Annotated in this window: 30 protein-coding genes and 1 pseudogene; 11 read left to right on the top strand and 20 right to left on the bottom strand. The window is 71.1% G+C overall.

Going from position 1 to position 25,151, the window contains the following annotated elements:
• Nucleotides 1-45: 45 nt before the first annotated feature.
• The 3 genes from G5B31_RS06840 to G5B31_RS06830 all read right to left on the bottom strand — a co-directional run bounded on the left by G5B31_RS06840 (nt 46) and on the right by G5B31_RS06830 (nt 1,949).
• Nucleotides 46-693, bottom strand: coding sequence for a pyridoxamine 5'-phosphate oxidase family protein (locus tag G5B31_RS06840; RefSeq protein WP_165015129.1), 648 nt, complete (start codon nt 691-693; stop codon nt 46-48).
• 147 nt (nt 694-840) lie between these two features.
• On the bottom strand, nt 841-1,128 hold the full coding sequence (gene rpmB, locus G5B31_RS06835) for a 50S ribosomal protein L28 (RefSeq protein ID WP_165015126.1): 288 nt from the start codon (nt 1,126-1,128) through the stop codon (nt 841-843).
• A gap of 95 nt (nt 1,129-1,223) precedes the next feature.
• The gene (locus tag G5B31_RS06830) at nt 1,224-1,949 is read right to left on the bottom strand and encodes a helix-turn-helix transcriptional regulator (RefSeq protein ID WP_165015123.1); all 726 of its coding nucleotides are present in this window, start codon (nt 1,947-1,949) and stop codon (nt 1,224-1,226) included.
• Nucleotides 1,950-2,049: 100 nt separating this feature from the next.
• Between G5B31_RS06830 and G5B31_RS06825 the strand changes: the two genes are divergently transcribed.
• The gene (locus G5B31_RS06825) at nt 2,050-2,943 is read left to right on the top strand and encodes a DMT family transporter (protein ID WP_165015120.1); all 894 of its coding nucleotides are present in this window, start codon (nt 2,050-2,052) and stop codon (nt 2,941-2,943) included.
• Between the two features lie 28 nt (nt 2,944-2,971).
• Here the strand turns inward: G5B31_RS06825 and meaB are convergent, their stop codons facing one another.
• Together meaB and G5B31_RS06815 are read right to left on the bottom strand one after the other, a co-directional pair.
• The gene (gene meaB, locus G5B31_RS06820; RefSeq protein ID WP_165015117.1) at nt 2,972-3,952 is read right to left on the bottom strand and encodes a methylmalonyl Co-A mutase-associated GTPase MeaB; all 981 of its coding nucleotides are present in this window, start codon (nt 3,950-3,952) and stop codon (nt 2,972-2,974) included.
• A 260-nt stretch (nt 3,953-4,212) separates the two neighbouring features.
• Nucleotides 4,213-5,355, bottom strand: a complete 1,143-nt coding sequence (locus G5B31_RS06815) for a serine hydrolase (protein ID WP_165015115.1) — start codon at nt 5,353-5,355, stop codon at nt 4,213-4,215.
• A gap of 124 nt (nt 5,356-5,479) precedes the next feature.
• Here G5B31_RS06815 and G5B31_RS06810 point away from each other — a divergent pair, with 124 nt between their 5' ends.
• Together G5B31_RS06810 and G5B31_RS06805 are read left to right on the top strand one after the other, a co-directional pair.
• A complete protein-coding gene (locus tag G5B31_RS06810) occupies nt 5,480-6,097 on the top strand; it encodes a GcrA family cell cycle regulator (RefSeq protein ID WP_165015112.1) in 618 nt (205 codons plus the stop codon).
• Between the two features lie 244 nt (nt 6,098-6,341).
• Nucleotides 6,342-7,379, top strand: coding sequence for a cytochrome-c peroxidase (locus G5B31_RS06805; RefSeq protein ID WP_165015109.1), 1,038 nt, complete (start codon nt 6,342-6,344; stop codon nt 7,377-7,379).
• A 372-nt stretch (nt 7,380-7,751) separates the two neighbouring features.
• Here the strand turns inward: G5B31_RS06805 and G5B31_RS06800 are convergent, their stop codons facing one another.
• Nucleotides 7,752-9,758 (bottom strand): AsmA family protein, encoded by a 2,007-nt coding sequence (locus G5B31_RS06800; protein ID WP_165015106.1) that lies wholly within the window; start codon nt 9,756-9,758, stop codon nt 7,752-7,754.
• Nucleotides 9,759-9,964: 206 nt separating this feature from the next.
• Nucleotides 9,965-10,405 (bottom strand): membrane dipeptidase, encoded by a 441-nt coding sequence (locus tag G5B31_RS21020; protein ID WP_205911837.1) that lies wholly within the window; start codon nt 10,403-10,405, stop codon nt 9,965-9,967.
• A gap of 12 nt (nt 10,406-10,417) precedes the next feature.
• On the opposite strand from G5B31_RS21020, the gene G5B31_RS21015 reads away from it, so the two are divergent.
• Nucleotides 10,418-10,612 (top strand): hypothetical protein, encoded by a 195-nt coding sequence (locus G5B31_RS21015; protein ID WP_205911836.1) that lies wholly within the window; start codon nt 10,418-10,420, stop codon nt 10,610-10,612.
• Here the strand turns inward: G5B31_RS21015 and G5B31_RS06790 are convergent.
• A complete protein-coding gene (locus G5B31_RS06790) occupies nt 10,609-11,127 on the bottom strand; it encodes an ABC transporter ATP-binding protein (protein WP_205911835.1) in 519 nt (172 codons plus the stop codon). The genes G5B31_RS21015 and G5B31_RS06790 overlap by 4 nt on opposite strands.
• Between G5B31_RS06790 and G5B31_RS06785 the strand changes: the two genes are divergently transcribed.
• Nucleotides 11,110-11,688, top strand: a complete 579-nt coding sequence (locus G5B31_RS06785) for a nitroreductase (RefSeq protein ID WP_165015103.1) — start codon at nt 11,110-11,112, stop codon at nt 11,686-11,688. The genes G5B31_RS06790 and G5B31_RS06785 overlap by 18 nt on opposite strands.
• Nucleotides 11,688-12,380, top strand: coding sequence for an EI24 domain-containing protein (locus tag G5B31_RS06780; protein ID WP_346763896.1), 693 nt, complete (start codon nt 11,688-11,690; stop codon nt 12,378-12,380). Before G5B31_RS06785 ends, G5B31_RS06780 begins: the two co-directional genes overlap by 1 nt.
• Before the next feature lie 3 nt (nt 12,381-12,383).
• Here the strand turns inward: G5B31_RS06780 and G5B31_RS06775 are convergent, their stop codons facing one another.
• Nucleotides 12,384-12,668, bottom strand: coding sequence for a DUF1467 family protein (locus tag G5B31_RS06775; RefSeq protein WP_165015096.1), 285 nt, complete (start codon nt 12,666-12,668; stop codon nt 12,384-12,386).
• Nucleotides 12,665-13,069 carry a methylmalonyl-CoA epimerase gene (gene mce, locus G5B31_RS06770; protein ID WP_165015093.1) on the bottom strand — a complete coding sequence of 135 codons (405 nt, stop codon included), beginning with the start codon at nt 13,067-13,069 and terminating at the stop codon, nt 12,665-12,667. The genes G5B31_RS06775 and mce overlap by 4 nt, the downstream gene beginning before the upstream one ends.
• A gap of 150 nt (nt 13,070-13,219) precedes the next feature.
• Between mce and G5B31_RS06765 the strand changes: the two genes are divergently transcribed.
• Nucleotides 13,220-13,927, top strand: a complete 708-nt coding sequence (locus G5B31_RS06765; RefSeq protein ID WP_165015090.1) for a response regulator — start codon at nt 13,220-13,222, stop codon at nt 13,925-13,927.
• 269 nt (nt 13,928-14,196) lie between these two features.
• Here the strand turns inward: G5B31_RS06765 and G5B31_RS06760 are convergent, their stop codons facing one another.
• Nucleotides 14,197-14,457 (bottom strand): DUF167 domain-containing protein, encoded by a 261-nt coding sequence (locus G5B31_RS06760; RefSeq protein ID WP_165015087.1) that lies wholly within the window; start codon nt 14,455-14,457, stop codon nt 14,197-14,199.
• A gap of 61 nt (nt 14,458-14,518) precedes the next feature.
• On the opposite strand from G5B31_RS06760, the gene G5B31_RS06755 reads away from it, so the two are divergent.
• The 3 genes and pseudogenes from G5B31_RS06755 (at nt 14,519) to G5B31_RS06745 (ending at nt 17,593) form a co-directional block, all read left to right on the top strand.
• Nucleotides 14,519-15,613 carry a class II histone deacetylase gene (locus G5B31_RS06755; protein ID WP_165015084.1) on the top strand — a complete coding sequence of 365 codons (1,095 nt, stop codon included), beginning with the start codon at nt 14,519-14,521 and terminating at the stop codon, nt 15,611-15,613.
• Nucleotides 15,614-15,930: 317 nt separating this feature from the next.
• On the top strand, nt 15,931-17,289 hold the full coding sequence (gene rimO, locus G5B31_RS06750; RefSeq protein ID WP_165015081.1) for a 30S ribosomal protein S12 methylthiotransferase RimO: 1,359 nt from the start codon (nt 15,931-15,933) through the stop codon (nt 17,287-17,289).
• 62 nt (nt 17,290-17,351) lie between these two features.
• Nucleotides 17,352-17,593 (top strand): annotated as a pseudogene (locus G5B31_RS06745) (CDGSH iron-sulfur domain-containing protein).
• A gap of 44 nt (nt 17,594-17,637) precedes the next feature.
• Here G5B31_RS06745 and G5B31_RS06740 read toward each other — a convergent pair.
• The 4 genes from G5B31_RS06740 to G5B31_RS06725 form a co-directional block, all read right to left on the bottom strand.
• Nucleotides 17,638-17,997 (bottom strand): diacylglycerol kinase, encoded by a 360-nt coding sequence (locus G5B31_RS06740; RefSeq protein ID WP_165015075.1) that lies wholly within the window; start codon nt 17,995-17,997, stop codon nt 17,638-17,640.
• Nucleotides 17,998-18,027: 30 nt separating this feature from the next.
• Nucleotides 18,028-18,402 (bottom strand): YigZ family protein, encoded by a 375-nt coding sequence (locus G5B31_RS06735; protein ID WP_165015072.1) that lies wholly within the window; start codon nt 18,400-18,402, stop codon nt 18,028-18,030.
• 40 nt (nt 18,403-18,442) lie between these two features.
• On the bottom strand, nt 18,443-18,697 hold the full coding sequence (locus tag G5B31_RS06730; RefSeq protein ID WP_165015069.1) for a DUF6455 family protein: 255 nt from the start codon (nt 18,695-18,697) through the stop codon (nt 18,443-18,445).
• A gap of 93 nt (nt 18,698-18,790) precedes the next feature.
• A complete protein-coding gene (locus G5B31_RS06725; RefSeq protein WP_165015066.1) occupies nt 18,791-19,486 on the bottom strand; it encodes a M48 family metallopeptidase in 696 nt (231 codons plus the stop codon).
• 125 nt (nt 19,487-19,611) lie between these two features.
• Here G5B31_RS06725 and G5B31_RS06720 point away from each other — a divergent pair, with 125 nt between their 5' ends.
• Nucleotides 19,612-19,857 carry a hypothetical protein gene (locus G5B31_RS06720; RefSeq protein ID WP_165015063.1) on the top strand — a complete coding sequence of 82 codons (246 nt, stop codon included), beginning with the start codon at nt 19,612-19,614 and terminating at the stop codon, nt 19,855-19,857.
• A gap of 263 nt (nt 19,858-20,120) precedes the next feature.
• Here the strand turns inward: G5B31_RS06720 and G5B31_RS06715 are convergent, their stop codons facing one another.
• From G5B31_RS06715 to G5B31_RS06695, 5 genes are all read right to left on the bottom strand, one after another.
• Entirely contained in the window at nt 20,121-20,834 is a 714-nt protein-coding gene (locus G5B31_RS06715; protein ID WP_346763888.1) for a GNAT family protein, read from the bottom strand.
• Between the two features lie 62 nt (nt 20,835-20,896).
• Nucleotides 20,897-21,364 (bottom strand): DUF1993 family protein, encoded by a 468-nt coding sequence (locus G5B31_RS06710; protein ID WP_165015061.1) that lies wholly within the window; start codon nt 21,362-21,364, stop codon nt 20,897-20,899.
• Complete coding sequence (gene aspS / locus G5B31_RS06705; RefSeq protein WP_165015057.1) at nt 21,364-23,142, bottom strand: aspartate--tRNA ligase; 1,779 nt, start codon at nt 23,140-23,142, stop codon at nt 21,364-21,366. Before aspS ends, G5B31_RS06710 begins: the two co-directional genes overlap by 1 nt.
• A 145-nt stretch (nt 23,143-23,287) precedes the next feature.
• Nucleotides 23,288-23,896 carry an aminotransferase class IV family protein gene (locus G5B31_RS06700; RefSeq protein WP_394352119.1) on the bottom strand — a complete coding sequence of 203 codons (609 nt, stop codon included), beginning with the start codon at nt 23,894-23,896 and terminating at the stop codon, nt 23,288-23,290.
• Nucleotides 23,854-24,993 carry an aminodeoxychorismate synthase component I gene (locus tag G5B31_RS06695; RefSeq protein WP_165015055.1) on the bottom strand — a complete coding sequence of 380 codons (1,140 nt, stop codon included), beginning with the start codon at nt 24,991-24,993 and terminating at the stop codon, nt 23,854-23,856. The genes G5B31_RS06700 and G5B31_RS06695 overlap by 43 nt, the downstream gene beginning before the upstream one ends.
• Nucleotides 24,994-25,151 lie beyond the last annotated feature (158 nt).

Below are 25,151 nucleotides of genomic sequence, written 5' to 3'. Positions count from 1 at the left end.
GGAAGCGGAAGGGCGACGGGATCACGCATTGTTGCAGAGGCTGTGTCAGCCCCAGCGGAACCGCGTCAGGTAGTCCGGCACCGCCAGCCCGGGGGCAAGGCCGGCGGCGGGGACGGGCGCGCCGGTCGCGGTGGCCATCGGCAGGTGGCCGGCCCAGACCGGCCAGGCCGGGTCTTCGGGCGGGTCCTCCGGCTCCGGCCCGCCGATCTTGGCCGAGGCTTCGTCCAAGGGCAGCGACAGCACCGCGGTCGCCTTCAGCTCCTGCGCCGTCATCGGGCGCAGGCTTTCCCACCGGCCGGGAAACAGCCGCTCCATCATCTGCCGCAGCGCCTCGGCCTTCGCCTCGGGATCGGTCAGCATCGTTGCCCGGCCGAAGACCATCGCCGAGCGGAAGGCCACCGAATGCTCCAGCCCCGAGCGCGCCAGCACCATCCCGTCCACGCAGGAGACGGTGACGCAGACCTCGGCCGCCAGCGCCGCTTTCACCATCCGGCTGGCCGAGGAGCCGTGCCAGTAGATCCGGTCCCCGGTCCGCCATTGCAGCGTGGGGGTGACGACCGGCGCGCCGTCGACCAGATGGCCCACATGCGCCAGCGGCATGGCGTCGAGAATGGCGTGCAGCGTCCCGCGGTCGCAGGCGGCCTTCTCGTGCATCCGGCGCAGGCGGGTGCGGGGGGCGGGCGGTTTCGACATGGCTCCTCCTGCCGGGGCGGCGGTCGCAGGCTAGAGCCGATCGGCTGCCGCGTCGATCCCCCGGCGCCGCGCCGCGTTCCACGCGCGCAAGCGAAAGGCCCCGCCGGGTCGCGTCCGGCGGGGCCTTGCGATGCGCTGCGGAAAGGATCAGGCCGCGGCCTGGGCCTTCTCGATCTCGCGCTTGATCTTCAGGGCGTTGGCCGACAGCTCGTCGTCCTTCGACTTCGCCAGGAAGGCGTCCAGGCCGCCGCGGTGGTCGACGGTGCGCAGCGCGGCCGCCGAGATGCGCAGCTGGAACGACTTGCCCAGCGTGTCCGAGATCAGCGTGACCTCGTTCAGGTTGGGCAGGAAGCGGCGACGGCTCTTGTTGTTGGCGTGGCTGACCGTGTTGCCGGACATCGGGCCCTTGCCCGTCAGTTCGCAGACGCGCGACATTCTGGTGTTCCTTCGATTCGTCAAAACGGAAGAGAGGCGGGGAATCCCGGCCCTCGAATGCGATTGCGGGCGTGTAAGGGGAATCCGGGGGGCCGTCAAGCGGGAAGGGGCCCACGCGCTGCTGCGTCCGCCGCCGCTTCAGCCGGGAAGGCCAGCGCGAAGCCGCGCCGCCCCTCGGGTGTGACCAGCAGCGCCCGGCTGCCGGCCGAGCGGCGCAGCCAGCCCCGCGCCTCCATCCGCGCCAGCAGCAGCCGGCCGAGGCGGCCGCCGAGGTGGCTCTGCCGCTCGCTCCAGTCCAGGCAGTCGCGGCAGAGGGGGGCGCGGCCGGGGGCAAGATCCTCCGCCGCCAGCCCGAAGTCCAGCGCGAAGGCCCGGCCCTCGGTCGTCAGCGACAGCCCGTCCCCGTCGAGGCCGAGGAAGCCGCGGGAAGACAGGCTGCGGTAGAGCTGCACCCCCATGGCGCCGGCCAGATGGTTGTAGCAGAGCCGCGCCTGCCGCAGCGCCGGATCGCGCGGGCCGGTCTGCGGGGCCTTCGCCCCGCCCATCCCGGCCGCCGCCGCCATCAGCACCTCCACCAGTTGCGCCACATGCGGCCCGGCCAGGCAGAGATATTTGTGCCGCCCCTGCCGCCGTGCCGCCAGCAGCCCGGCCTCCTGCAACCGTGTCGCCTGCGCCGATGCCCCGGCCTTGCCGAGGCCCGCCGCCTGCGCCAGTTCCGACACGGTCAGCGCCCGGCCGCCCATCAGCGCCAGCAGCATCCGGGCGCGGGCCGGGTCGGCCAGCTGGGCGGCAAGGGCGGCGATGTTGGGGCTTTCCTCCATGGTTCGATACTGCGCGAACCATGACGGCGGTGCAAGCGGCTATGCAGCCCCTTGCGGCGGCTTCCGCGCCGTGGAAGGAACCCGTGCCCAAGGAGAGCGCATGACCGTCCCGATCCACGAACTGGCCGCGCTGGCCACCGCGACCTGCTGGGCCACCACCGGGCTGATCGCCGCCGATGCGGTGCGGGCGCTCGGCGCCTTCCACTTCAACCTCTGGCGGCAGGGCTTCGTGACGCTGGTGCTGCTGGCGGTGGTGGCGGCGACCGGGGCCTGGGCGGGGCTGGACCCTTGGACGCTGGCGGTGCTGGCGCTGTCGGGGGTGATCGGCATCCTGCTGGGCGACACCTTCAACTTCGCCGCCGTCGGGCGGCTGGGGCCGCGGCGGGCGGGGGCGATCTTCGCCCTGAACGCGCCGATGGCGGCGGTGCTGGGCTGGGCGCTCCTGGGCGAGGCGCTGAGCCTGCAGGCGGCGACGGGCATCGCGCTGACGGCGGCGGGGGTGGCGGTGGCGATCCTCGGCCGGCCGCGGGCCAATGCCCACCGGCTGGAAAGCCTGACCGGCACGCTGCTGCCGGGGCTGGCCTGCGGGCTGCTGGCGGCGCTCGGCCAGGCGGCGGGGTCGCTGATCGCGCGGCCGGTGATGGAGGCGGGGCTGGACCCCTGGCTGGCCTCGCTGGTGCGGGTGGGGGCCAGCGGGCTGGCGATGGGGATGGTGGCGGCCACGCCCTGGGCGCCGCGGCGGCCGGCGCAGGTCTCCGGGCTGGTGGTGGCGCTGACCGCGGCGACGGCGCTGATCGGCCTGTTCCTGGGGATGACGCTGTTCCTGTTCGCGCTGCAGGGATCGGAGACCGGGATCATCGCCACGCTGTCGGCGACCTCGCCGGTGATCATCCTGCCGCTCTTGTGGCTGCGCACCGGGCAAAGACCGACCGCCACCAGTTGGCTGGGCGCGGCGATGGCGGTGGCCGGGCTGGCGCTGATCTTTACCCGCTAGCGGCGATTTTTCTCCGAAAAATCAGGCGCTAGCTGCGGCCGAGCAGGCCCAGCATCTCTGCCGCCGCGGCCTCGGGCGTGCGTTCTCCGGCGGCGACGGCGGCGGCCAGCCGCTCCATGATGCCGCGGGCGGGCTCGCGGTCGAGGACAGCGAGAAGCCCCTGCCGCACCTCCTCGCCGAAGGCCTCGGCCGCCTGTTCGGCGCGACGGGCGTCCCAATGGCCGTGCTCGCGCCGCCATTGTGCCAGCGCCCGCATCTCCGCCCAGGCCTTGTCGAGCCCGAGCCCGGTGGCGGCCGAGACGCAGAGCGCCTTGGGGAAGCCCTGCGGGTCCTGCGGCCGGCGGCGCAGCAGGCGCAGCGCGCCGGCATAATCGGCCTGGGTGCGGGTGGCCGTCGCCAGCAGCTCGCCATCGGCCTTGTTGACCAGGATCATGTCGGCCATCTCCATGATGCCGCGCTTGACGCCCTGCAACTCGTCGCCCCCGGCCGGGGCCATCAGCAGGAGGAACAGGTCGCAGAGGCCCGCGACCATGGTCTCGGACTGGCCGACGCCCACCGTCTCGATCAGGATCACGTCGAAGCCCGCGGCCTCGCAGAGGCTGACCGCCTCGCGGGTGCGGCGGGCGACGCCGCCCATCTGCGCCCGGCTGGGCGAGGGACGGATGAAGGCGGCAGGGTGGCGGCTCAGCCGCTCCATCCGGGTCTTGTCGCCGAGGATGGAGCCGCCGGAGCGGGCCGAGGAGGGGTCGACGGCAAGGACGGCGACGCGCAGGCCGGACTCGACCAGCATCATGCCGAAGGCCTCGATGAAGGTGGACTTGCCGACGCCGGGGGTGCCGGACAGCCCGATCCGCAGCGCCTGCCGGTCGCGGCCGAGGGCGGACAGCAGGTCCAGCGCCTGCGCCCGGTGATCGGGGCGCTGGCTTTCGATCAGGGTGATGGCGCGGGCCAGCGCCCGGCGGTCTCCGGCGCGGATCGCCGCGATGCTGTCTTGGGATGCCGTGTCCATGCGTCCTTCCTGCCCGACCCGGGAGGAAAGCGCCAGAGGGCGGATGCGGGGGCTGCCGTCGGATTGGGAGCGCTTCGCCCCCCAAACCCCCCGAGGATATTTGCAGCAGGTGAATGGAGAAGAGGTTTTCTTCAAATTCACCTGCCCCTAAATATCCTCAGGGGGTTTGGGGGCAGAATGCCCCCATCAGCCGACGCCAGCCCCACGCGACTCCGCCAGCCCCAACGATAAAGGCTTGCGGCGGCAGCCGCGCCTTTGCCTCACCTGCCGGCGCAGATCTCCGACAGCATGGCGATCACCGGCGGATACCAGGCGCTGTCGTAGCCGTCCTCGTCCTGCAGCACCGACAGGAAGCAGGCCACCCGGCCGGTTTCGGGATCGGCCACCAGATACTGGCCGCCATAGCCGCCGTGGCCCAGCCAGTTGCCGTCGGTGTTGGTCTGGTTGGAATAGCGCAGATGGGCGCGCGGGGCGGGCATCGGCACGCCGCCCTCCAGCGTGCGGGCGATGAAGGCGGCGGAGCCGAAGGGCCGGCCGTCCACCCCCTGCCCCTTCCGGGCGAAGACCGCGCCATAGCGGCAGAGGTCGCGCGCGGTCAGGCAGATGCCGCCGTTGAACACCGGAAAGCCGCTGCGGTCGCAGGCCATGTGCAGCATCCCCTCCACCCCCGCCGCGTCGGCGAGATCGGCGAGCCAGGCCGGCAGCGGGCGGCCGCCGACAGCCTCGGCCACCGCCGCCAGCACGTCGGTGTTGGCGCTCTTGTAAAGGCAGGTCGGGCCGGGGTTCGCCGTGTCCGCGGCCCCGGGGGCCAGGCCGATGCCGGCGAGGAAGCCCTTGTTGGTCGGCTCCTCCGCCTCGGCCAGCCGCATCCCCATCGCCGCCTCGTGCAGAAAGGCGGTGGTGTCGGGGTTGTGGTAATCCTCGTCATAGCCGTTGTGGACGTTCATGTTCAGCACGTCCTGCAGGCGGGCGCCGTGGTAGCCCGGGCCGATCCAGGGCAGCACCTCGCCCACCGTCGCCGACAGGTCCAGCCGCCCCTCCTCCCACGGCCGGCCGAGGATCAGGTTCATCGCCATCTTCGAGACCGACATGATCGAATGCGGCCGGTCGGGGCCGAAGTCCGGGGCATAGGCCTCGAACAGCAGCCGGTTGCCCTCGGTCACCGCCATGGCCGAGAACCAGGGGCTGGCGGTCAGCCGCCGCACGTCCTCGCGCGCCGGGATCGACAGGTCGGCCGACAGCCGCAGGTCCAGCACCCGGCCGGCGCGGAAGCCCTGCACATAGCGCGCCAGCCGGTGCAGATTGTGGAACCCGTGCCGCCGCCCGGGGGCCGAGTTCCAGCGCGGGCGGCGATCCGCGCCCACGGCGAGGTCGGGGTTGGGGCTGGTCTTCGGCGGGGTCATCGCGGGCCTCCCATCGGCTGCGGCGATGCTAGGGCGACGCACCGTCTTCCCGCAAGAGCCGCCCTTGCGGCCCCCCGGCGCAAAGGGATAGAATGCCCGGGATTTCAGACAGGCGGAGAGACAGATGTCCTGGACGGACGAGCGCGTCGAGACGCTCAAGCGCATGTGGGCCGAGGGCCAGTCGGCCAGCCAGATCGCCAAGGAACTGGGTGGGGTCACCCGCAATGCGGTGATCGGTAAGGTCCATCGCCTCGGCCTGTCGAACCGCGTCGGCGGCAAGGACGAGGAGGAGGCCGCGCCGGCCGCCCCCGCCGCCGCGCCGCGGGCGGAACCGGCCCCCGCTGCCGCCGCCCGGCCGGAGCCGGCCGCGCCGAAGGCCGAGGCCCCGCGCCCGGCGGCCGAACGCCCCGCCGCGGCGCCCGCCGCCGCCCCGGCGACCAATGTCACCCCGCTGCCGGTGCGCAAGGCCATCGTCCCCGCCGGCCAGCCGCTGCCGCCGCAGCCCAGCCTGAACGAGATCAGCCCCGAGGCGCTGGCCTCGGTGCGCGAGGTGGAGAAGCGCGCCCGCAAGCTGACGCTGATGGAACTGACCGAGCGCACCTGCAAATGGCCGATCGGCGACCCGGCGACCGAGGATTTCTGGTTCTGCGGCCTGCCCAGCCTGCCCGGCAAGCCCTATTGCGAGGCCCATGTCGGCGTTGCCTTCCAGCCGATGAGCGCGCGGCGCGACCGCCGCCGCTGAAAGCGGCACGGCCACCCTCCACGACAACAGATCGCCGCCTCAGGGCGGTGATTTTCTTTTTCGGTCCCGCCGAAGGCAGGATGCATTATTATCCTTTCGGATCAGTATCTTGGCAAATCCCACCCCTTCCATCAAAGATGCATCGCCGGCCCTTGATTTAGAATTGATCTAAATCATGGCCCGCGCCTGCCGCATCTGCTTTTGTCCCTTCGCGCGGACAAGGAAGAAAAGACAGGAGAGCCAGATGCGCCTTATCACGACCCTTGCGCTGGTCACGACAGCCCTTGCCGGTGCCGCCGGCGCGGAGCCGTTGCGCGACCTTGCGCTTGAAACCTTCAAGCCCCTCCCCTCCACCGTTCCGGCCGTCAAGGACAACCCGGTGACCCCGGCGAAGATCGACCTTGGCAAGGCCCTGTTCTTCGACCCGCGGCTGTCGGCCTCGGGCGTGTTCAGCTGCTACAGCTGCCACAACCTGACCACCGGCGGCGACGACAACATGGAAACCTCGGTCGGCCACGGCTGGCAGAAGGGCCCCCGCAACGCGCCGACCGCGCTGAACTCGGTGCTGAACGAGGCGCAGTTCTGGGACGGCCGCGCCGAAGACCTGGCCGCCCAGGCCAAGGGCCCGATCCAGGCCGGCGTCGAGATGGCGAACACCCCGGCGCAGGTGGAGGCCACGCTGGCCTCGATGCCGCAATATGTGGACTGGTTCACCGCCGCCTTCCCGGGCGAGGAGAACCCGGTCAACTTCGACAACATGGCCAAGGCGATCGAGGCCTTCGAGGCCACGCTGATCACCCCGGCCCCGTTCGACGCTTGGCTGAACGGCGACGACAACGCGCTTACGGCCGAGGCCAAGGCCGGGCTGCAGCTGTTCATGGACAAGGGCTGCTCCTCCTGCCACTCGGGCGTGAACGTGGGCGGCCATGGCTACTATCCCTTCGGCCTGATCGAGAAGCCCGGCTCCGAGATCCTGCCCGAGGGCGACAAGGGCCGCTTCGCGGTGACCGATACGGCGGACGACGAATACGTGTTCCGCGCCGCGCCGCTGCGCAACATCGCCCTGACCGCGCCCTATTTCCACTCGGGCAAGGTCTGGGACCTGAACGTGGCGGTCGAGATCATGGCCGAAAGCCAGCTGGGCGAAGAGCTGAAGCCGGAAGAGACCGCGCAACTGGTCGCCTTCCTGGAAAGCCTGACCGGCACGCTGCCGGCGGTGACGCTGCCGGTGCTGCCGGCCGAAACCGGCACCACGCCGCGCCCGACCTCGGTCGTGCAATAAGCGGAAGGCCCTGCGAGATGCAGAACGGAAGGGGCGGCCGCAAGGCCGCCCCTTTTCTCTTGCGCGCTTCCGCTTCTGGGGCGGATCGGCATCAGACGCAGACTGACTGGCCGTTTGCCGGGATGGCCCGGGCGGATCGCCCTTCCCAATCTCCATGGCGAAGGCGCGTGCCTTCGCCACGGCGCCACGCTTCTCCTTGTCCGGCCGGGCCCCCAAGGCCCGGCCAGCGCCCGCCCCGCCCTCGGCGGGCGCTGGCCTCTCGGGACTCGTGCTGCCACCGTCTCCGGGTGCACCCGCTGCGCACGGGCGGGGGCGAGGCAATGCCTCGCCTTCTCCCGCCCGGGGAGTGCGATAGGCCTTACCGACCCAGGCTCAATTCCCGCCCAGAATCCCCTCCAGCAGCCTGCGCGCCTCGGCGTCCAGCGCCTCCTGCGCGCGGCGCTTCGCGGCCTCCTCCAGGCTTTCGCCCTCGACCGCCTCGACGCCGAGTTCCTCCTTCAGCTTCGCCTCCAGCTCGGCCTTGGCCTTCGCCTCCGCCGCCGCGGCCTCGGCCTTCAGCCGCTCCTCGGCCGCCCTCGCCTCGGCCTCCATCTTCTCGCGGGCGATGGTTTCCAGGTCCAGCTTGAAGCTGGGCTTCGACCACGGCCCGGTGATCAGCAGCGGCACCATCACCCCGCCCGAGCCATCCTCGCCCGCCAGCGCCGTCGGCCGCAGCCGGTAGTTCAGCGTCCGCGTCCCCAGCCCGACCTCTCCCGCGCCGGTGGCGGTGACATAGGGCGCGACCAGTTTCAGGTCGCTGTTGGTCAGCACGCCGCCGACGATGGAGAAGCTGGCGGCGACGCCGTCGAAGATGGTCTTCTGGCCCTCACCGACATAGCCCGCGTCCAGCGTCCGCAGCATCCCGCCGATGTCGAGGCCCTTCAGCTCGCCCTTGCCGAGGCTCAGGCTGCCGTCGCCCTTCAGCCCGCGCATGATCTCGTCGACGGAATTGCCGACGCCCAGGAAGTTCAGCGTCAGGTTGCCCTGCGCGATCAGCCGGTCCCAGCCGGACACGTCGACCAACAGCGGCTGCATCTGCAGCCCCGCCAGCGCCAGCTTGCCGCCGACCGACAGGCCGCCGCGACCGTTCACCACGAATTCGCCGGTGACCGCGCCGCCATAGGCCGCCAGCTTGCGGATGTCGAACACCGCCCGCGCCCGGTCCAGCGCCATGATCACCCTTGTCTCGCCGAACTTCACCAGCCCGAGGTCCACCGAGCCGGCGACCAGCGCCACCTCGGCGTCGATCAGGCCCAGGGCCGAGACGTCGATCCGGTCGGTCGGCCAGCCCGCGGCCTCCATGCCGCCGCCGGCCCCGCCGCCCTGCCCGCCAGAAATCCCCGGCAGCGCCAGCGCCCCGGCGGAAAGATTCGCAGTCAGCTTCGGCCGGTCCTTGCCGGGCTTCAGGTCCATCTCGCCGGTGATGGTGTTGCCGTCGGCCCGGATCGTGGCCTGACGCAGATAGGCCGCGCCGCTGCCGTCCAGCGTCAGCAGCCCCGCCACCGACAGGCTTTGCGCCCCCAGTCCCTGCGGCAGGTCCGGCGCCGTGCCGCCGGCCAGCGCGGCCAGGCCGGACAGGTCGGAGAGTTCCGCCTTCAGCGCGCCCTCGGCCGCCAGCGGCTGCCAGCCGCCGCGGCCCTCGAAGGAGACCGTCGCCCCGCCGACTCCGGCGGTCAGCGACAGCGGCACGATCCGGCCCTCGGTGAAGGCCGAGAACACCCCGGCCTCGGCCGCCAGGCTGACCGGCTGGCCCTGCACCAGCGCCTCGGCCGACAGGGTGAAGGGGCCGGAGAAATCCGGGATCGCCAGCCGCGCCCCGACATCGTCCAGCGCGATGTCCTGCCCGGTGCCGTGGTCGATGAAGCGCAGGGTGCCGCCGCGGATCAGCCCCTCTTCCAGCGTATAGGCCCGGCCGACGCCCGGGGTCTCGGTGCTCACCTCGCCCGCCGCGCCGCCGCCGCCGAAGACCCAGTTCTCGCGCCCGTCCTTGGCCCGCTCCAGCAGAATCTGCGGCCGTTCGGCGCGCAGGCCGAGGATGCGGATCTCGCCGCCCAGAAGGGCCGAGGCGTTGATCTCGACCGTCAGGCTTTCGGCGCGGAACATCGGCCCCTCGTCGGACCAGTCGGCATTGGCCACCGTGACCGGGCCGGTGGTGACGCCGAGGACGGGCCAGAACCGCGGCGAGACATCGCCCTCGATCTGCAGGGCCCGGCCGGTCAGCCGCTCGAACTGCTGCGCCGCGGCCTGGGCGATCCGGTCCGAAGGGACAAGGGCCAGCAGGCCAAGCGCCAGAAGCCCCAGGACCAGCAGGGCCCCGACCGCCCGCAACAGCCACCGCATCGACGCCCCCTTCCACGTTTATGATTTGGAAACAAAGCCTAGGGCCACCCCCGCCCCACGGCAAGAACCCGCCGCCCCCTGCGGCATCAAATGGCCGAGATCGCGGGAATCGCTTGCATGTCGGGGAAAGAATATCCGCGGGCAGGAGAAACGGAGCGGGAGCGCCTCCGCCTTCCCCTGCCCGCATGGGCCGGCCCCGGCGTGGCTCAGCCGAAGACGGTCTCGTAAAGCCGCAGCCAGTTGCCGCCCATGATCTTGCCGACATCTTCTTCCGAGAAGCCGACTTGCCGCAGCGCGGGGATCAGGTCGCGCAGTTGTTCCGGGCCTTGCAGCCAGTCGGGATCGTCCACCTCGCCCGGGTTGGCGGCCGAGCCGGCGCCATACTGGACCGAGCAGGTCCAGCGGCCCTTGCGCATCCAGTCGCGGAACTTGTCGTCGGAATGATAGCTGAAATCGGTGCCGATCCCGACATGGTCCACCCCGGCGATCTCGACCGTGCGGGCGACCATCTCGGCAAAGCCGAGCGCGCTGGCGCAGGCGCTTTCCGGGGTGATGTTGCGATAGGCGGCGCAGCCGATCACGCCGCCGGTCTGCGCCAGCGCCCACAGCACCTCGTCGCTGCGGTTGCGGCGGTGCGGGAAGAGCAAGGCGGCATTGGCATGGGTGACGAACGCGCCCAGCGGGTCCTGCGCGATCAGCTGGATGCGCGGGCGGCGGGCGGTGCGCTCTTTCTCGGGCAGGCGGGTCCAGGGCTGGCCGAACAGGGTGATCTCGCCCTCGTCCGTTCCCCGCGCGCCAGGTCGAAGGACACGTCCAGCACCGCCCCCACCCGCGACCCGTCGGGCAGGCTTTAGCTCTTGTGCAGCCCGCGCGCCGACAGCGCCGGGGCATCGCCTTCGGACCGCACCCGCGACGACCGGAAGGCCGATCCGGGCGGCAGGTCCACCGACGAGAGCCGCGCGCCGACCGGCGCCCGGCTGGGCATGGCGGCGATCAGCATCCGGGTGTAGCTGTGGGCCGGGTCCTCCAGCACCTGCGCCGTCGGCCCCTGCTCCACCGCCCGGCCCTCGTTCATCACCACGACATGGTCGGCCACGGTCGAGACCACCGCCAGATCGTGGCTGACGAAGAGAAGCCCCATGCCCGCCTGCTTCAGCTCCTGCAGCAGGTCGATGATCCGGGCCTGGATGTTCACGTCCAGCGCGGTGGTCGGCTCGTCGGCGATCAGAAGCTGCGGCGAGGCGACGATGGCCGAGGCGATCAGCGCCCGCTGGCGCAGGCCAGCCGCCGGGACTGGCGCAGACGGGCGGCGCGGCTTACCTTCCCCTCCGATCCCGATCCCGGAGTGACCATGCCCGCGCCGAACCAAGCCGCCTTCGATTTCCTCGCCGCCCGCCGCTCGCGCCCGGCGAAGCTGTTCACCGCCCCGGTGCCCGACCGGGACGCGCTGATGCGCATCCTGACCGCCGCCCTGCGCGTCCCCGACCATGGCAAGCTGGAGCCTTGGCGGCTGGTGGTGATCGAAAAGCCCGCCTTCGCCCGGCTGGCCGGCCTGGCCGAGGCCCGGGCGAAGGAGCTGGGGGGCGACGAGGAGAAGATCGCCAAGGGCCGCGGACAGTTCGACAAGGGCCAGCTGGCGGTGGCGGTGATCGCCTCGCCGAAAGCCTCGGACAAGATTCCGGCGGTGGAGCAGCTGCTGTCGGCCGGCGCGCTGTGCCTGAACATCGTCAACGCCGCCACCGCGGCGGGCTGGGGCGCCTGCTGGCTGACCGGCTGGCCGGCGCATGACCCGGAATTCCGCGCCCGCGCCTTCGGCTGCGAAGGCGGGGAGACCGTCGCCGGCATCGTCCATATCGGCACCCCGCCCGAGGACGGGCCGGACCGCCCGCGGCCCGACCCGGCCCGGCTGGTCAGCTGGGCCGAGGCGTGATCCTCGGCGATTTCCTGAAGGCGCTCGGCCAGATCGGCGACGGGCGCTTCCTGCGGGTGATCCTGCTGGGCGTCGCGCTGGCGCTGGCGCTGCTGTTCGGGCTTTACGCGCTGTTCCTGATGGCGATCCAGGCACTGACCCCGGATGCGGTGACCCTGCCCTGGCTCGGCACCGTCGAGGGGGTGCACCAGTTCCTCGGCTGGGCCTCGCTGGCCTTCATGCTGGTCCTGTCGATCTTCCTGATGGTGCCGGTGGCGGGGGCCTTCTCGGGACTTTTCATCGACGACGTGGCCGCCGCGGTCGAGGCCCGGCACTACCCCTACCTGCCCCCCGCCACGCCCGACGCCCGCTCGGCCCTGGTCGAGACGCTGAACCTCCTGGGCCTGATCCTGGTCGTCAACGTCATCGGCCTGGTGGTGCTGCTGCCGCTGACCGGACCGTTCTACACCCTGGCCTTCTGGGGGCTGAACGGGCTGCTGCTGGGGCGCGAGTATTTCATGACCGTCGCCCTGCGCCGGCTGCCGCGCGCGGAGGCGAAGGCGATGCGCAAGCGCAACTTCGGCGCGGTCTGGCTGGCGGGCACGCTGATGTCGATCCCGCTGTCGGTGCCTCTGGTGAACCTGATCGTGCCGGTGCTGGGGGCCGCGACCTTCACCCATCTCTACCACCGGCTGGCGGCGGCGGGACGGTAGCCCTCAGTCGACCTTGTGGAAGCCGAGCTGGTTGAACAGGTCGATGTCTTCCAGCGTGATCCAGCCCGACAGGATGATGCCCGCCACCGCCGCCCAGATCACGGTGGCGTAAAGCGTGGCGATCCTGGCGCTGCGGCCGACATCCTCCACCGCCGGGGCGCCCGGGGGGGTGCCGGGCACGATCTCCTCGCCCGATTCGGCCTGGGTGCGGGTGCGGACCTGCAGCACGATGTAGAAGGTCAGGAACCAGAGCACCGCATAGAGGACGACTGCGCCGGTGATGGTCATGCCTGTTCCAGCTCCACCAGGCAGCCGTTGAAGTCCTTCGGATGCAGGAACAGCACCGGCTTGCCATGGGCGCCGATCTTCGGCTCGCCATTGCCGAGCACGCGCGCGCCCTGCGCCTTCAGCCGGTCGCGGGCGGCGAGGATGTCGTCCACCTCGTAGCAGATGTGGTGGATGCCGCCGGCGGGGTTCTTCTCCAGGAAGCCGGCGATGGGGGAATTCTCGCCCAGCGGATAGAGGAGTTCGATCTTGGTGTTCGGCAGGTCGATGAAGACCACGGTCACGCCATGGGCGGGCTCGTCCTGCGGCGCGCCGACCCTGGCGCCCAGGGTGTCGCGGTATTGCGCCGAGGCCGCGGCGAGGTCGGGCACGGCGATGGCCACATGGTTCAGGCGTCCGATCATCTGGGGCTCCCAAAGGCAAGGCTTTGCCGCCTTATGGGCGGGGCGGGGGCGGGGGGCAAGGGGCCTGCGCGCCGCAGGCCGGAAATGCGCGCGCGTTTACCCGGCCTTCACCCTTTGCCGCGCAGGCTGGACCGGAAAGGAGGGACCGCCATGCCCGCCATCCCCGATCCCGTCATCCTGCCGCCGCCGCTGCCGCGCGGGACCGGCCTGCCGCTGCAGGGCGTCACGCTGCTGGCGGTGGAGGACAGCCGCCTCGCCTGCGACGCGCTGCGGCTGTTCTGCCAGCGCTCCGGCGCGCGACTGCGGCGGGCGGCGACGCTGGAGGAGGCCGATGCCCATCTGCGGGTCTACCGCCCGGATGCGGTGCTGGTAGACCTCGGCCTGCCCGACGGGCGCGGCGAGGGGCTGATCCGCACCCTTGCCGCCGGCCCCGGCCGCCCGGGGCTGCTGGCAATGAGCGGCGACCCCGACGGCCGCGCCGCGGCGCTGGCGGCCGGGGCGGATGCCTTCCTGGAAAAGCCGCTCCCGGGCCTGGCGGTGTTCCAGAGGACGATCCTGCCGCTGCTGCCCGGCCGGCCCGCCGTTGGCTTGCCGGAAGACGGCACGGTCTCGGCCGATCCCGCCGCCCTGCACGACGACCTCGCCCGCGCGGCGCAGGCGGTGCAGGCCGGCCCGGAGGCAGAGGAGCGGCGCTACCTGGCCGGCTTCCTGACCGGCCTCGCCCGCCAGACCCGCGACGCAGCGCTTTCCGAGGCGACGGCGGCGCTGCGCACTCCGGGCGAGGGGCTGCACCGACTCGCCCGGCTGCTGGACGAGCGGCTGACGGACAGCGCCCCGTTCCGACCGGGAGCCCCGTGAAGACGGGATTCAACGGAGCGGCTGCCGCCGCATTCCTTTTGGTGGTGGCTAACGGAGGCTCCTGCGGCTGCTGTCGGCTGATGGGGGCATTCTGCCCCCAAACCCCCTGAGGATATTTGCAGCAGGTGAATGCAGCAGAAGAACATCTCCTTTCACCTGCCCCTAAATATCCCCGCCGGAGGCAATCCCGAGCCGGTTGCGCCTGAAAAAGGCGCAGAGGCGAGACAAAAGGCTTGCGGCGAAGCCGCGCATCATCGCAACGGCAGGGGTCACTCCAGCCGGAACAGCTTGTCCCGCGAGGTTGCCCCGCGCACCAGCACCAGCCGCGTCTTCGCCACCCCGAGCGCCCGCGCCAGCATCTCCTGCGCCGCCGCCGTCGCCCGGCCGCCCTCGGGCACCTCCGTCACCGCGATGCGGATCGGCTCCCCCGCCGTCAGCCCCGCCTGCCGGGCATTCGGCGTCACCCGCACGGCGAATTCGGCGCCGGGGAGGGCAAGGGCGGAGAGGTCGGGCAAGGAGGGGCGGGCCATGGCCTCCTTTGACCTCCGTCCCGCCCCGTGTCAAACCCGGGGAGCGCAAAGGGAGGCAACGATGACCACCGCATTCTTCTGGGACGAGCGCTGCTTCTGGCACGGCGGTGGCAATTACGCGCTGACTCTGCCGGTCGGCGGCTTCGTCCAGCCGCTGCCCGCCGGCCTGCCGGAGAACCCGGAAACCAAGCGGCGGCTGAAGAACCTGGCCGAGGTCTCGGGCCTCTGGCGCGAGATGCGCCCGCTCTCCGCCGCCCCCGCGACCCATGAGGACCTCGCCCGCGTCCACCCGGAAAGCTATCTTTCGGCCTTCAAGGCCGCGTCCGACGCCGGCGGCGGGGAACTCGGCCTGCGCACCCCCTTCGGCCCCGGCGGCTACGAGATCGCCGCTCTTTCCGCCGGGCTGGCGGTGGAGGCGCTGCGGTCGGTTTTGAAGGGAGAGGCCGCCAACGCCTATGCCTTGTCGCGCCCGCCCGGCCACCATTGCCTGCCCGACTGGCCGAACGGCTTCTGCCTGCTGGCGAACATCGCCATCGCCATCCGGGCCGCCCGGGCCGAAGGCCGCGCCGCCCGCTTCGCCGTGGTCGACTGGGACGTGCACCATGGCAACGGCACCGAGGCGATCTTCCTGAACGATCCCGAGGTGCTGACGATCAGCCTGCACCAGGAGGCGAACTACCCGCTCGACACCGGGGCTGCCGATGTGCGCGGGGCGGAGGGGTCGAACCTCAACATCCCGCTGCCGCCGGGGATGGGCCACAGGGGCTATCTCGCCGCCTTCGACCGCATCGTGCTGCCGGCGCTGCACCGCTTCCGCCCCGATGCCATCTTGGTCGCCTGCGGCTACGACGCCTCGGCCTTCGACCCGCTCGGCCGGATGCTGGCCACGGCCGAGACCTTCCGGCAGATGACCGCTAGGGTGAAACAGGCGGCGGCGGAGCTGTGCGGCGGCCGGCTGGTGCTGGTGCACGAAGGCGGCTATTCCGAGGTCCATGTCCCGTTCTGCGGCCATGCGGTGCTGGAGGAACTGGCCGGCAGCGCGATCCGCGCCCCCGACCCGATGGCCGCCACGCTGGAGAAGCGCCAGCCCAACCCCCGTTTCGACGCCTTTGCGGAAGGGTGGATCGACGACCTGGCGCGGTTCTTCGGCACCTGAGGCAGGAGCCGCCTCGGGGAGCATCGAGCCCCCGCTCGGCGGCGCTGCCGCGGAAGGATTCTGCAAGGGTATGAGGGTTGAAGTGGCGGATGCCTCCGGCGGGGATATTTATGAGACAGAAAATGGGAGGGGCTCTTTCCTCTATTTTCTGCCCTCAAGTATCCTCGGGGGGTCTGGGGGGCGAAGCGCCCCCCAGCAAACAACGCCCGCCAAGGGCATTCCGCCAGTCGCAACGATAAGCCTTGCGGCGGCAGCCGCTCCGCTGATCCCTTCGCCGCCCTTCCTGCGGCCGCGGGCTTGCGCTATATGCCGCTTCCATGTCGCAGAACCCGCCGATCCTCCGCCCCGACCTTGCCCGCGCCCATGTCCCCGACATCCGGCGCGAGGGCCAGCCGACCATCGGCATGGTCAGCCTCGGCTGCCCCAAGGCGCTGGTGGACAGCGAGCGCATCCTGACGCGCCTGCGCGCCGAGGGCTATGCGATCAGCCCGGACTACCGCGGCGCCGATGCCGTCATCGTCAACACCTGCGGCTTCCTCGATTCCGCCCGGGCCGAGAGCCTGGAGGCCATCGGCGAGGCGCTGGCCGAGAACGGCCGCGTCATCGTCACCGGCTGCCTTGGTGCCGAGCCCGATTACATCACCGGCGCGCATCCGAAGGTGCTGGCCGTCACCGGACCGCATCAATACGAATCCGTGCTGGATGCGGTGCATTCGGCCGTGCCGCCGGCGCCGGACCCGTTCATCGACCTGCTGCCCGCCTCCGGCGTCAGCCTGACCCCGCGGCACTACAGCTATCTGAAGATCTCGGAAGGCTGCGACCACAGGTGCCGCTTCTGCATCATCCCCGACATGCGGGGGCGGCTGGCCAGCCGCCCGGCCAGGGCCGTGCTGCGCGAGGCGGAAAAACTGGTGCAGGCCGGGGTGAAGGAGTTGCTGGTCATCTCCCAGGACACCTCCGCCTACGGCACCGACTGGAAGGGGCGGGAGGAGAAGTTCCCGATCCTGCCGCTGGCCCGCGACCTCGGTTCGCTCGGCGCCTGGGTGCGGCTGCACTACGTCTACCCCTACCCGCATGTGCGCGAGCTGATCCCGGCGATGGCCGAGGGGCTGGTGCTGCCCTATCTCGACATCCCGTTCCAGCACGCCCATCCCGACACCCTGCGCCGGATGGCCCGCCCGGCCGCCGCCGCCCGCACCCTGGACGAGATCGCCGCCTGGCGCCGCGACTGCCCGGAGATCGTGCTGCGCTCGACCTTCATCGTCGGTTATCCCGGCGAGACCGAGGCCGAGTTCCAGTGCCTGCTCGACTGGCTGGACGAGGCGCAGCTGGATCGCGTCGGCGCGTTCCGATACGAGAACGTCAAGGGCGCGCGGTCGAACGACCTGCCGGACCATGTGCCGGAAGAGGTGAAGGAAGAGCGCTACGCCCGCTTCATGGAAAAGGCGCAGGCGATTTCAGAGGCCAAGCTGGCGGCCAAGGTCGGACGGCGGCTGGAGGTGATCGTGGACGAGGTGGACGGCGAAGGCGCCACCTGCCGGACCAAGGCGGATGCTCCGGAGATCGACGGCAACCTCTTCATCGACGAGGGGTTCGAGGGGTTGGCGCCGGGCGATATCGTCATGGTCGAGGTGGACGAGGCCGGGGAATACGACCTCTGGGGGCGGGTGGCCTGACTGCGGTTGACCGCTTCCCGGCTCCGGCCCATCCTGCGGGCATGAGCCAGCAGGAGCCAGCCATGACCGAAATCCCTCACATCGCCCAGAAGGCGCCTATCCGATGGAGGTGGAGGCCGGGAAGACCTATTTCTGGTGCGCCTGCGGGCTGTCGCAGAAGCAACCCTATTGCGACGGCAGCCACAAGGCGACCGGCTTCACCCCGCTGAAGTTCACCGCCGAGGCGACGAAGAAGGTCTGGCTCTGCGGCTGCAAGCAGAGCGCGAGGAAGCCCTTCTGCGACGGGTCGCACAAGGAGGTGTAGGGCGGAGAGGGCCGCGGCCCGAGGGACGGATCACCCCCGCACCCCTACCCCGCCAACACCACCACCCAGGCCACCCCGCCCGCAAGCGCCGCCAGCGCCACGCCGGCGCTGCCGCAGTCCTTGGCCTTCCTGGCCAGCGGATGCTGCTCGGTCGAGATGTAGTTCACCGCCTCCTCGATCGCGGTGTTCAGGAGTTCCGCCGCCAGCACCAGGAGCCCGAGCGCCAGGATCAGCGCCCGCTCTCCCGGCGTCATCTCCAGCGAAAACGCCAGCGCGGCCGAGGCGGCGTTGACCAGCGTCCATTGCCGCAGCGTCTTCTCGCTGGCCCAGGCGGCGCGCCAGCCGTCCCGGCTCCAGACCACGGTGTTCCAGAAGCGGCGCGCTTCCGATTGCAGGAATTCCATTCCGGCCCTCCCCTTCCCCCGGGGAGGAGCCTAGCCGCCCGCCCGCCGCACGTCGAGAAGCGCGCGCACGCAGGTCACGACATGGGCGAAGCGGTCGCCGCCGAGATGCACCCCGCCATACCAGCGGGTGACCACAACGACGAAATCGGCCAGCCCCTCGCGCTCCAGCATCCGCAGGATCACCGCGCCGGCGCCGCTTTCGCCATCGTCGTTCTTCAGCGGGCCTTCGGCCGAAGAGATCATCGCCCAGCTGTTGTGGGTGGCCTTGGCGAAGCGCTTCTCGCGCTTCAGCGCGGCGACGAAGGCCTCGGCCCCGGCGCGGCCCCCCGGACTTTCGCCCACGGGACCGCCCGAGACGGCATAGCGCGAGCCGCGGTCGCGCAGGACATCGTCGATGCGGATCATGCCGCCTTGTCGCCGCGGAGGGCGGCGCGGTCAACCGGCCTCAGTTCGGCGCCAGCGCCTCCAGCCCCGGCTTGTTGGGGCAGAAGCCGGGTAGGCCATGGGCATCGCCCGACTGCGCCAGCCAGCTGTCGCAGCGGCCGTGGCAGGTGCATTTCTCGCAGCGCATCACCAGCGCGGCCAGTTCCTCGCGGGACAGCCAGCCGTCCACCACCGCCTGCGGCAGGTTCACGCCGACCAGCCGCGCCATGCCGCGGGTCAGCCACCAGGCGCGCGGGGCTTCGGGATATCCAAGCATCGGCCTCTCCTTCCGGGGTCGCGCCCCCGGGCTTCGGTCCGGCACAGGGTGCCAGCGGCCGGGGCCGGGGGCCTTGATGCAGATCAAGCCGGCTCAGCTGCCGGTCAGGCGGCGGACGGTCTCGGCCACCACCTGCTTGCGCATCGCGTTCGGCGGATGGGTGTTGAGGAAGCCCTGGCCCGGATCGGGCAGCCGGTCGAAGAACCGGGCGCCGGCGACCGGATCGAATCCCGCCCGCAGCGCGATCTCGGCGCCCAGGGCATCGGCCTCCAGCTCGAAGTCCTGCGAATAGCGCTGCGCGCCGATGCTGGCGCCGATGCCCTGCGCCTGCCGCACCTCCTCGGTGGACAGGCCCGAGGCGGCGGCCAGCATCCCGGCGAGGATCGCGCCGGTGCGGGCGCTTTCCTCGCGCCGGGGGATGTGGCCGGCGACGTGATGCGCCGCCTCGTGGCCCATGACGAAGGCCAGCTCGTCGGCGCTCTGCGCCAGTTCGATCAGCGAGAGGGTGAAGACGACATAGGGCCGTCCGCTGCCGTCCAATGTCTGGAAGGCGTTCGGCTGCTGGCCGGGCCGGTCGTCGACCGCGATCTGGATGTCGCAGTTGGCCGGCCCGCGGCGCAGCGACCGGCAGAGCGCCTCGGCCACCGGCTCGACCCGGGCGGAGACGGCGACGAAGCGCTCCGCCGCGCCGCCGGGAACCGGGGCGGTCGGGGTCAGCGGCGGGGCGGGGGCGACGCAGGCGGAAAGCGCAAGCGCGGCCAGCAGGGCGGCAAGGGGACGAGGGATCATCGACAGGTTCCGGTTGGTCGCGCCGACCCTATCAGCCCCGGCCGGGCGGGCGGAAGCCCCGCTCACGCAGGCGTCAGCGGGACGAATCCGTTGAACGCCCCCGCCATGGCGGCTAGGCTGCCCGCATGTTCACCATCGAGCACGAATTCGACGCCACCGTCATCACCCTGGTCGACGAGGGCGGCGACCTGCCGCTGCAGGGCGATATCACCATCTCGGCCTTCGAGGATTGCGTGACGGTCGAGCAGTTCGACCCCGACAGCGGCGACAGCCAGCAGATCACCCTGTCGCTGGCACAACTGGCCGACCTCGCCGCCGCGCTGGACCTGCCCGAGGGCAGCTACCGGCTGGACCGCCGGCCGAAACCCTGATCCGCGGAGGTCCTTGCGGCGACTGTCGGAACCGGGGGCGCTTCGCCCCCACCGCGACCATTGGTTGCTCGAACCAATGGCGCAACCATGGTCGCACCCCCCGAGGATATTTGAGGCAGGTGAAATGGAGAGGCGCGCTTCTTCCCTTTCACCTGCCCCCAAATATCCCCGCCGGAGGCACGCCCGAGCCGGTTGCGCGCTTGCGCGCAGAGGCGAGACGAAAGGCTCGCGCCGCAAGGCGCTCGATTCGGCAACCGCAGGGGTCAGAGCGCCGGGTCGGCGGCGTAGCGGGTCAGCCGGGTCAGGTCGGACAGGCGTTCCTTCTGGCGGCCCGCGGAGTCGAAGTTCTCCGGCGCCAGCCAGGCGCGGAAGGCTTCCGACAGCGCCGGCCAGTCCTCGCAGGTCACCGCGAACCAGGCGGTGTCGCGGTTGCGGCCCTTCACCACCAGATGGTTGCGGAACACCCCCTCGTAGCTGAACCCCAACCGCTGCGCCGCCCGCCGCGAGGCCAGGTTCAGCGCGTTGCACTTCCATTCGTAGCGGCGGTAGCCGGCGCGGAAGGCCCAGTCCATCATCAGTCCCATCGCCTCGGTCGCGGCGAGGCCCTTCTGCATCTCCGGCGCGATGCAGATATGGCCGACCTCGATCGACCCCGCCTCCGGCGCGATCCGCAGGTAGCTGGCGATGCCGCCGCAATGCCCCGTGGCCCGGTCGCGCAGCACGAAGAAGCGCGGGTCCTCGGCCGCCTCGCGCTCCTTCGCCCAGCGGTGATAGGCCCCGGCCGAGACGAAGGGGCCGTAGGCCATGTAGTCCCAGAGCGAGTCGTGCCCGGCGAAGGCGCGGTGCAGGTCGGCGGCATGGGCGTCGGCGTTCAGCGGCTCCAGCCGGACCGCGCGGCCCTCCATCGGGTCATGCCCCGGCCGCGGCGGCGGCACCCAGTCCTTCACCTCGCGGCCCAGTCTCGCCTCGTCGCCCACGTCCCGTCCTCCCGGCCTTTGGCGCAGGCTATGCGGGCGGGACGGGGGCCGCAAGTCCCGGTTCAGAAGCGGAAATCCTTCGGGTAGGAATGGATGCCGTCGAAATCCTCCTTGCCGAGCGGCACTCCGGCCGCCCGCAGCGCGGCATAGCCCATGGTCATGTGGAAGAAGAAGTTCGGCAGGCCGAAGAGGTGGAGGAACTGCTCGCCGGTCTGGTCGACATCGGCGAACCCGGCGCGATGGCTGATGAGTCGCGTCTCCGCCCCCTCGAACTCCGCCGGCTTCATCGAGCCCAGGGTCGCGCGGGCCACCGCCAGCCGCGGGCCGAGGCCCTCGGGCAGGTCGGGCACCTCGCGGCCGATCAGCAGGCAGGTCACGCTGAGCGACAGGCCGGCGGCGATGGCGAACTGGCTGCGGGCGGGGAAGGCGTCGGCGATCTGCGCGTCCAGCGCATCCGGCCCCGCCACCGCCACGATGTCGCTGATGCGCGACAGGTAGTGGCGGAAGACGGGGACCGAAGCCTGATACATCAGCTTTCCTTCGGCACCACCCGCAGGTTCAGCTCGCGCAGCTGTTGCAGGGTCGGCTCCGAAGGGGCGTTCATCAGCAGGTCCTCGGCGCGCTGGTTCATCGGGAACATGATGACCTCGCGGATGTTCGTCGTGTCCGCCAGCAGCATCACCAGCCGGTCGATCCCCGCCGCGCAGCCGCCGTGCGGGGGGGCGCCGTATTTGAACGCCTTGACCATGCCGCCGAAGCGCTTGTCGACCTCTTCGTTCGGGTATCCGGCGAGTTCAAAGGCCCGATACATGATCTCGGGCTTGTGGTTGCGGATGCCGCCCGAGATGACCTCATAGCCGTTGCAGGCCAGGTCATACTGGTAGGCGTAGACCTGCAGCGGATCGCCCTCCAGCGCCTGCATCCCGCCCTGCGGCATCGAGAACGGGTTGTGGGAGAAGTCGATCTTGCCCTCGTCGGTCTTCTCATACATCGGGAAATCGACGATCCAGGCGAAGCGGAAGCTGTCCTTCTCGGTCAGGCCCAGCTCGTTGCCGATCTCGTTGCGGGCCTTGCCGGCGACCGCCTCGAAGGCCTCCGGCTTGCCGGCCAGGAAGAAGACGGCATCGCCTTCCTTCAGCCCCAGCTCCACGCGCAGAGCCTCGGTCCGCTCCGCCCCGATGGCCTTGGCGATGGGGCCGGCCGCTTCGGTGCTGCCGTCTTCGGCCTTGCGCCAGAAGATGTAGCCCATGCCCGGCAGGCCTTCCTTCTGCGCGAAGGCGTTCATCCGGTCGGCGAACTTGCGGCTGCCGCCGGTGGGCGCCGGGATGGCGCGGACCTCGGTGCCTTCGTTCTGCAGCAGGTTGGCGAAGATGGCGAAGCCGGAGCCGCGGAAATGTTCGCTCACATCCTGCATCTTGATCGGGTTGCGCAGGTCGGGCTTGTCGGAGCCATACCATTTCAGCGCGTCGCGGTAGGCGATGCGCGGCCAGTCGGCATGGACCTTGCGACCGTTGCCGAAGGTCTCGAACAGGCCTTGCAGCACCGGCTGCACGGCGGCGAAGACATCCTCCTGCTCGACGAAGGACATCTCGATGTCCAACTGGTAGAAATCGGTCGGGCTGCGGTCCGCCCGCGGGTCCTCGTCGCGGAAGCAGGGGGCGATCTGGAAGTAGCGGTCGAAGCCCGCCACCATGATCAGCTGCTTGAACTGCTGCGGCGCCTGCGGCAGGGCGTAGAACTTGCCGGGGTGCAGGCGGGACGGCACCAGGAAGTCGCGGGCGCCCTCCGGCGACGAGGCGGTGATGATCGGGGTCTGGAATTCGTTGAAGCCCTGATCCCACATCTTGTTCCGCAGCCAGCGCACGACATTGGACCGCAGCATCATGTTCTGATGCATGGTCTCGCGCCGCAGGTCGAGGAAGCGGTAGGTCAGCCGGGTCTCCTCGGGGTAGTCCAGCTCGCCGAAGACCGGCAGCGGCAGTTCCTCGGCCTGGCCCAGGACTTCCAGCCCGGTGACATAGACCTCGATCTCTCCGGTGGGGATCTTGGCGTTCACGAGAGAGGCGTCGCGGGCCTTCACCCGCCCGTCGATGCGGATCACCCATTCGGCCCGCACCTTCTCCATCGCCTTGAAGGCGTCGGAATCGCCGTCGCAGAGCACCTGGGTGATGCCGTAATGGTCGCGCAGGTCGATGAACAGCACCCCGCCATGGTCGCGCACCCGGTGGACCCAGCCGGAAAGCCGCACGGTTTCGCCCACATGGGCCTTGTTCAGCGCCGCACAGGTATGGCTGCGGTAGACATGCATCGTCAGTCCCCTTCCGAGGGCAGAAATTCCATCGCGCCGATAGACCCCCGCGTCCGCGCGAAGTCAAGCCCGCCTCCTCGTCGGTCTTCGACCGCTCGTCGGATTGCCCCGGCGAGGAGCGCATGGAATGCGACGACAAGCGCGCTCAGCCGACCCAGACCGCCGGGATCAGTCCGCGCAGGGCATTGCCGACCCAGAGCCGCACCTTCGGCAGGTCTTCCGGCCTCAGCACCTCTTCGGGACAGGCCAGCTCCGCCCGCAGCACCCCGGGCAGGAGGCCGCAGGACAAGGGCGGCGTCCGCATCCCCTGCCCGCGGTCGAAGAAGAGGTTGGTGATGGTGCCCTCGGTCGCCTCGCCGCGCTCGTTAAGGAAGACCACCTCGTCCAGCCCCTCGGGCAGGGCCGCCCGGGCGCGGTCATAGGTGCCGCGCCGGGTGGATTTCACCGAAAGCCAGGGATCGCCGGAAAACACCCGCTCGCCCGCCAGTCCGAGGCGCCATTCCGCCTTTGCAGCCGGCAGCGGATGCACCTCCCAGACCGCATCGCCAGCGCGCCCCAGCGTCAGCCGCAGCCGCGCCGGGTGGTCCGGCCCCGCGGGCGCCACCTCCGGGCGTTTCCACCCCAGCAGGGCCGCAGACCGCCGCAGCCGCGCCAGATGCAGCGGCCAACGCGGAGCCGCCGCGCCATCCCACAGCATCGTCTCGATCAACCTCAGCCCCGGCGCACCGCCGCCTTCACGAAGCGCGCTTTCCACAGCGCCTCCTCCCATTCGCCCGCGACGGTCGAGCCATGCGTCAGCCCGCCGCCCACGTTCATCACGATCCGGTCGCCCGTCACCGACAGCGTGCGGATCGCCACCGAGAAATCCGCCGCCCCTTCGGGCGACATCCACCCCACCGCGCCGCAATAGACGCCGCGGGGGTGGCGCTCGACCTGCCGGATGATCTCCATCGCCCGGATCTTCGGCGCGCCGGTGACCGAGCCGCAGGGGAACAGCGCCTGCATCAGCCCGGGCAGGGTGGCGGGCGTCGCCAGCACCCCCTCCACCGTCGAGGTCATCTGGTGGACCGTGGCATAGGTCTCGATGGCGTAGAGCGCAGGCACCTTCACCGTCCCCACCTGCGCCAGCCGCGAGATGTCGTTGCGCAGCAGATCGACGATCATCAGGTTCTCGGCCCGGTCCTTCACCGAAGCCGCCAGATCGGCGACCAGCGCCGCATCTTCCACCGCATCCGCCCCACGCGGGCGGGTGCCCTTCATCGGCCGCGTCTCGATCCGGCCCCCGGCTTCGGTGCGGAAGAACAACTCCGGGCTGCGCGACACCACCACCGGCCCCTGCCCAAGGTCGACATAGGCCCCGTGCCCCACCGCCCCGGTGCGCCGGAAGGCGCCGTAAAGGCCCAGGGGAGTGCCCGACACCAGCCGCGCCGCCATCGGGAAGGTCAGGTTGACCTGATAGCAATCGCCCGCGGCGATATAGTCGAAGACCCGCCGCGCGGCGGTGCCATAGGCGCGGCGGCCGACCAGCGGCTCGGGCGCGGTCATCGCGGTCGCCCGGCCCTCCGCCGCCGCCCGCTCCAGCGCCGGCCCCGCGGCCTGCGGCCCGTCGAAGACCCCCAGCAGCACCAGCGGCCCCGCCCGCCGCCGCGGCATCAGCGGCCGCAGGCGCGGCTCCAGCGCATAGCCCGCCTCGTAGGCGATATAGCCGGCGACCCAGGCGCCCCCCGCCCGCGCCGCCTCGGTCCGGGCCAGCGCGCGCGCCACCTGCCCCGGCGCATGGGCGGCAACGATCTCGCGCGGCGCTGCGAACAGCGCCGGCCGGCCCGTCGGTCCATGTTCCAGAAGGATCACTGCGCGCCCCCTTGTCTCGTCCCCGCATTACGCCGCCCAAGCCCCCCGCACCAGAGCCTTTCCCGACCGACGCGACCCGGATTGCGACGGCCCTGCCCCTTCATCTTGGCGCAAATACTCTCTGGGGGTCCGGGGGGCGAAGCGCCCCCGGCGGCTGC

This window comes from Rhodobacter sp. SGA-6-6, assembly GCF_011043545.1.
Lineage (GTDB): Bacteria > Pseudomonadota > Alphaproteobacteria > Rhodobacterales > Rhodobacteraceae > Pseudogemmobacter.
This window is presented reverse-complemented; position numbering and strand designations above follow the sequence as displayed.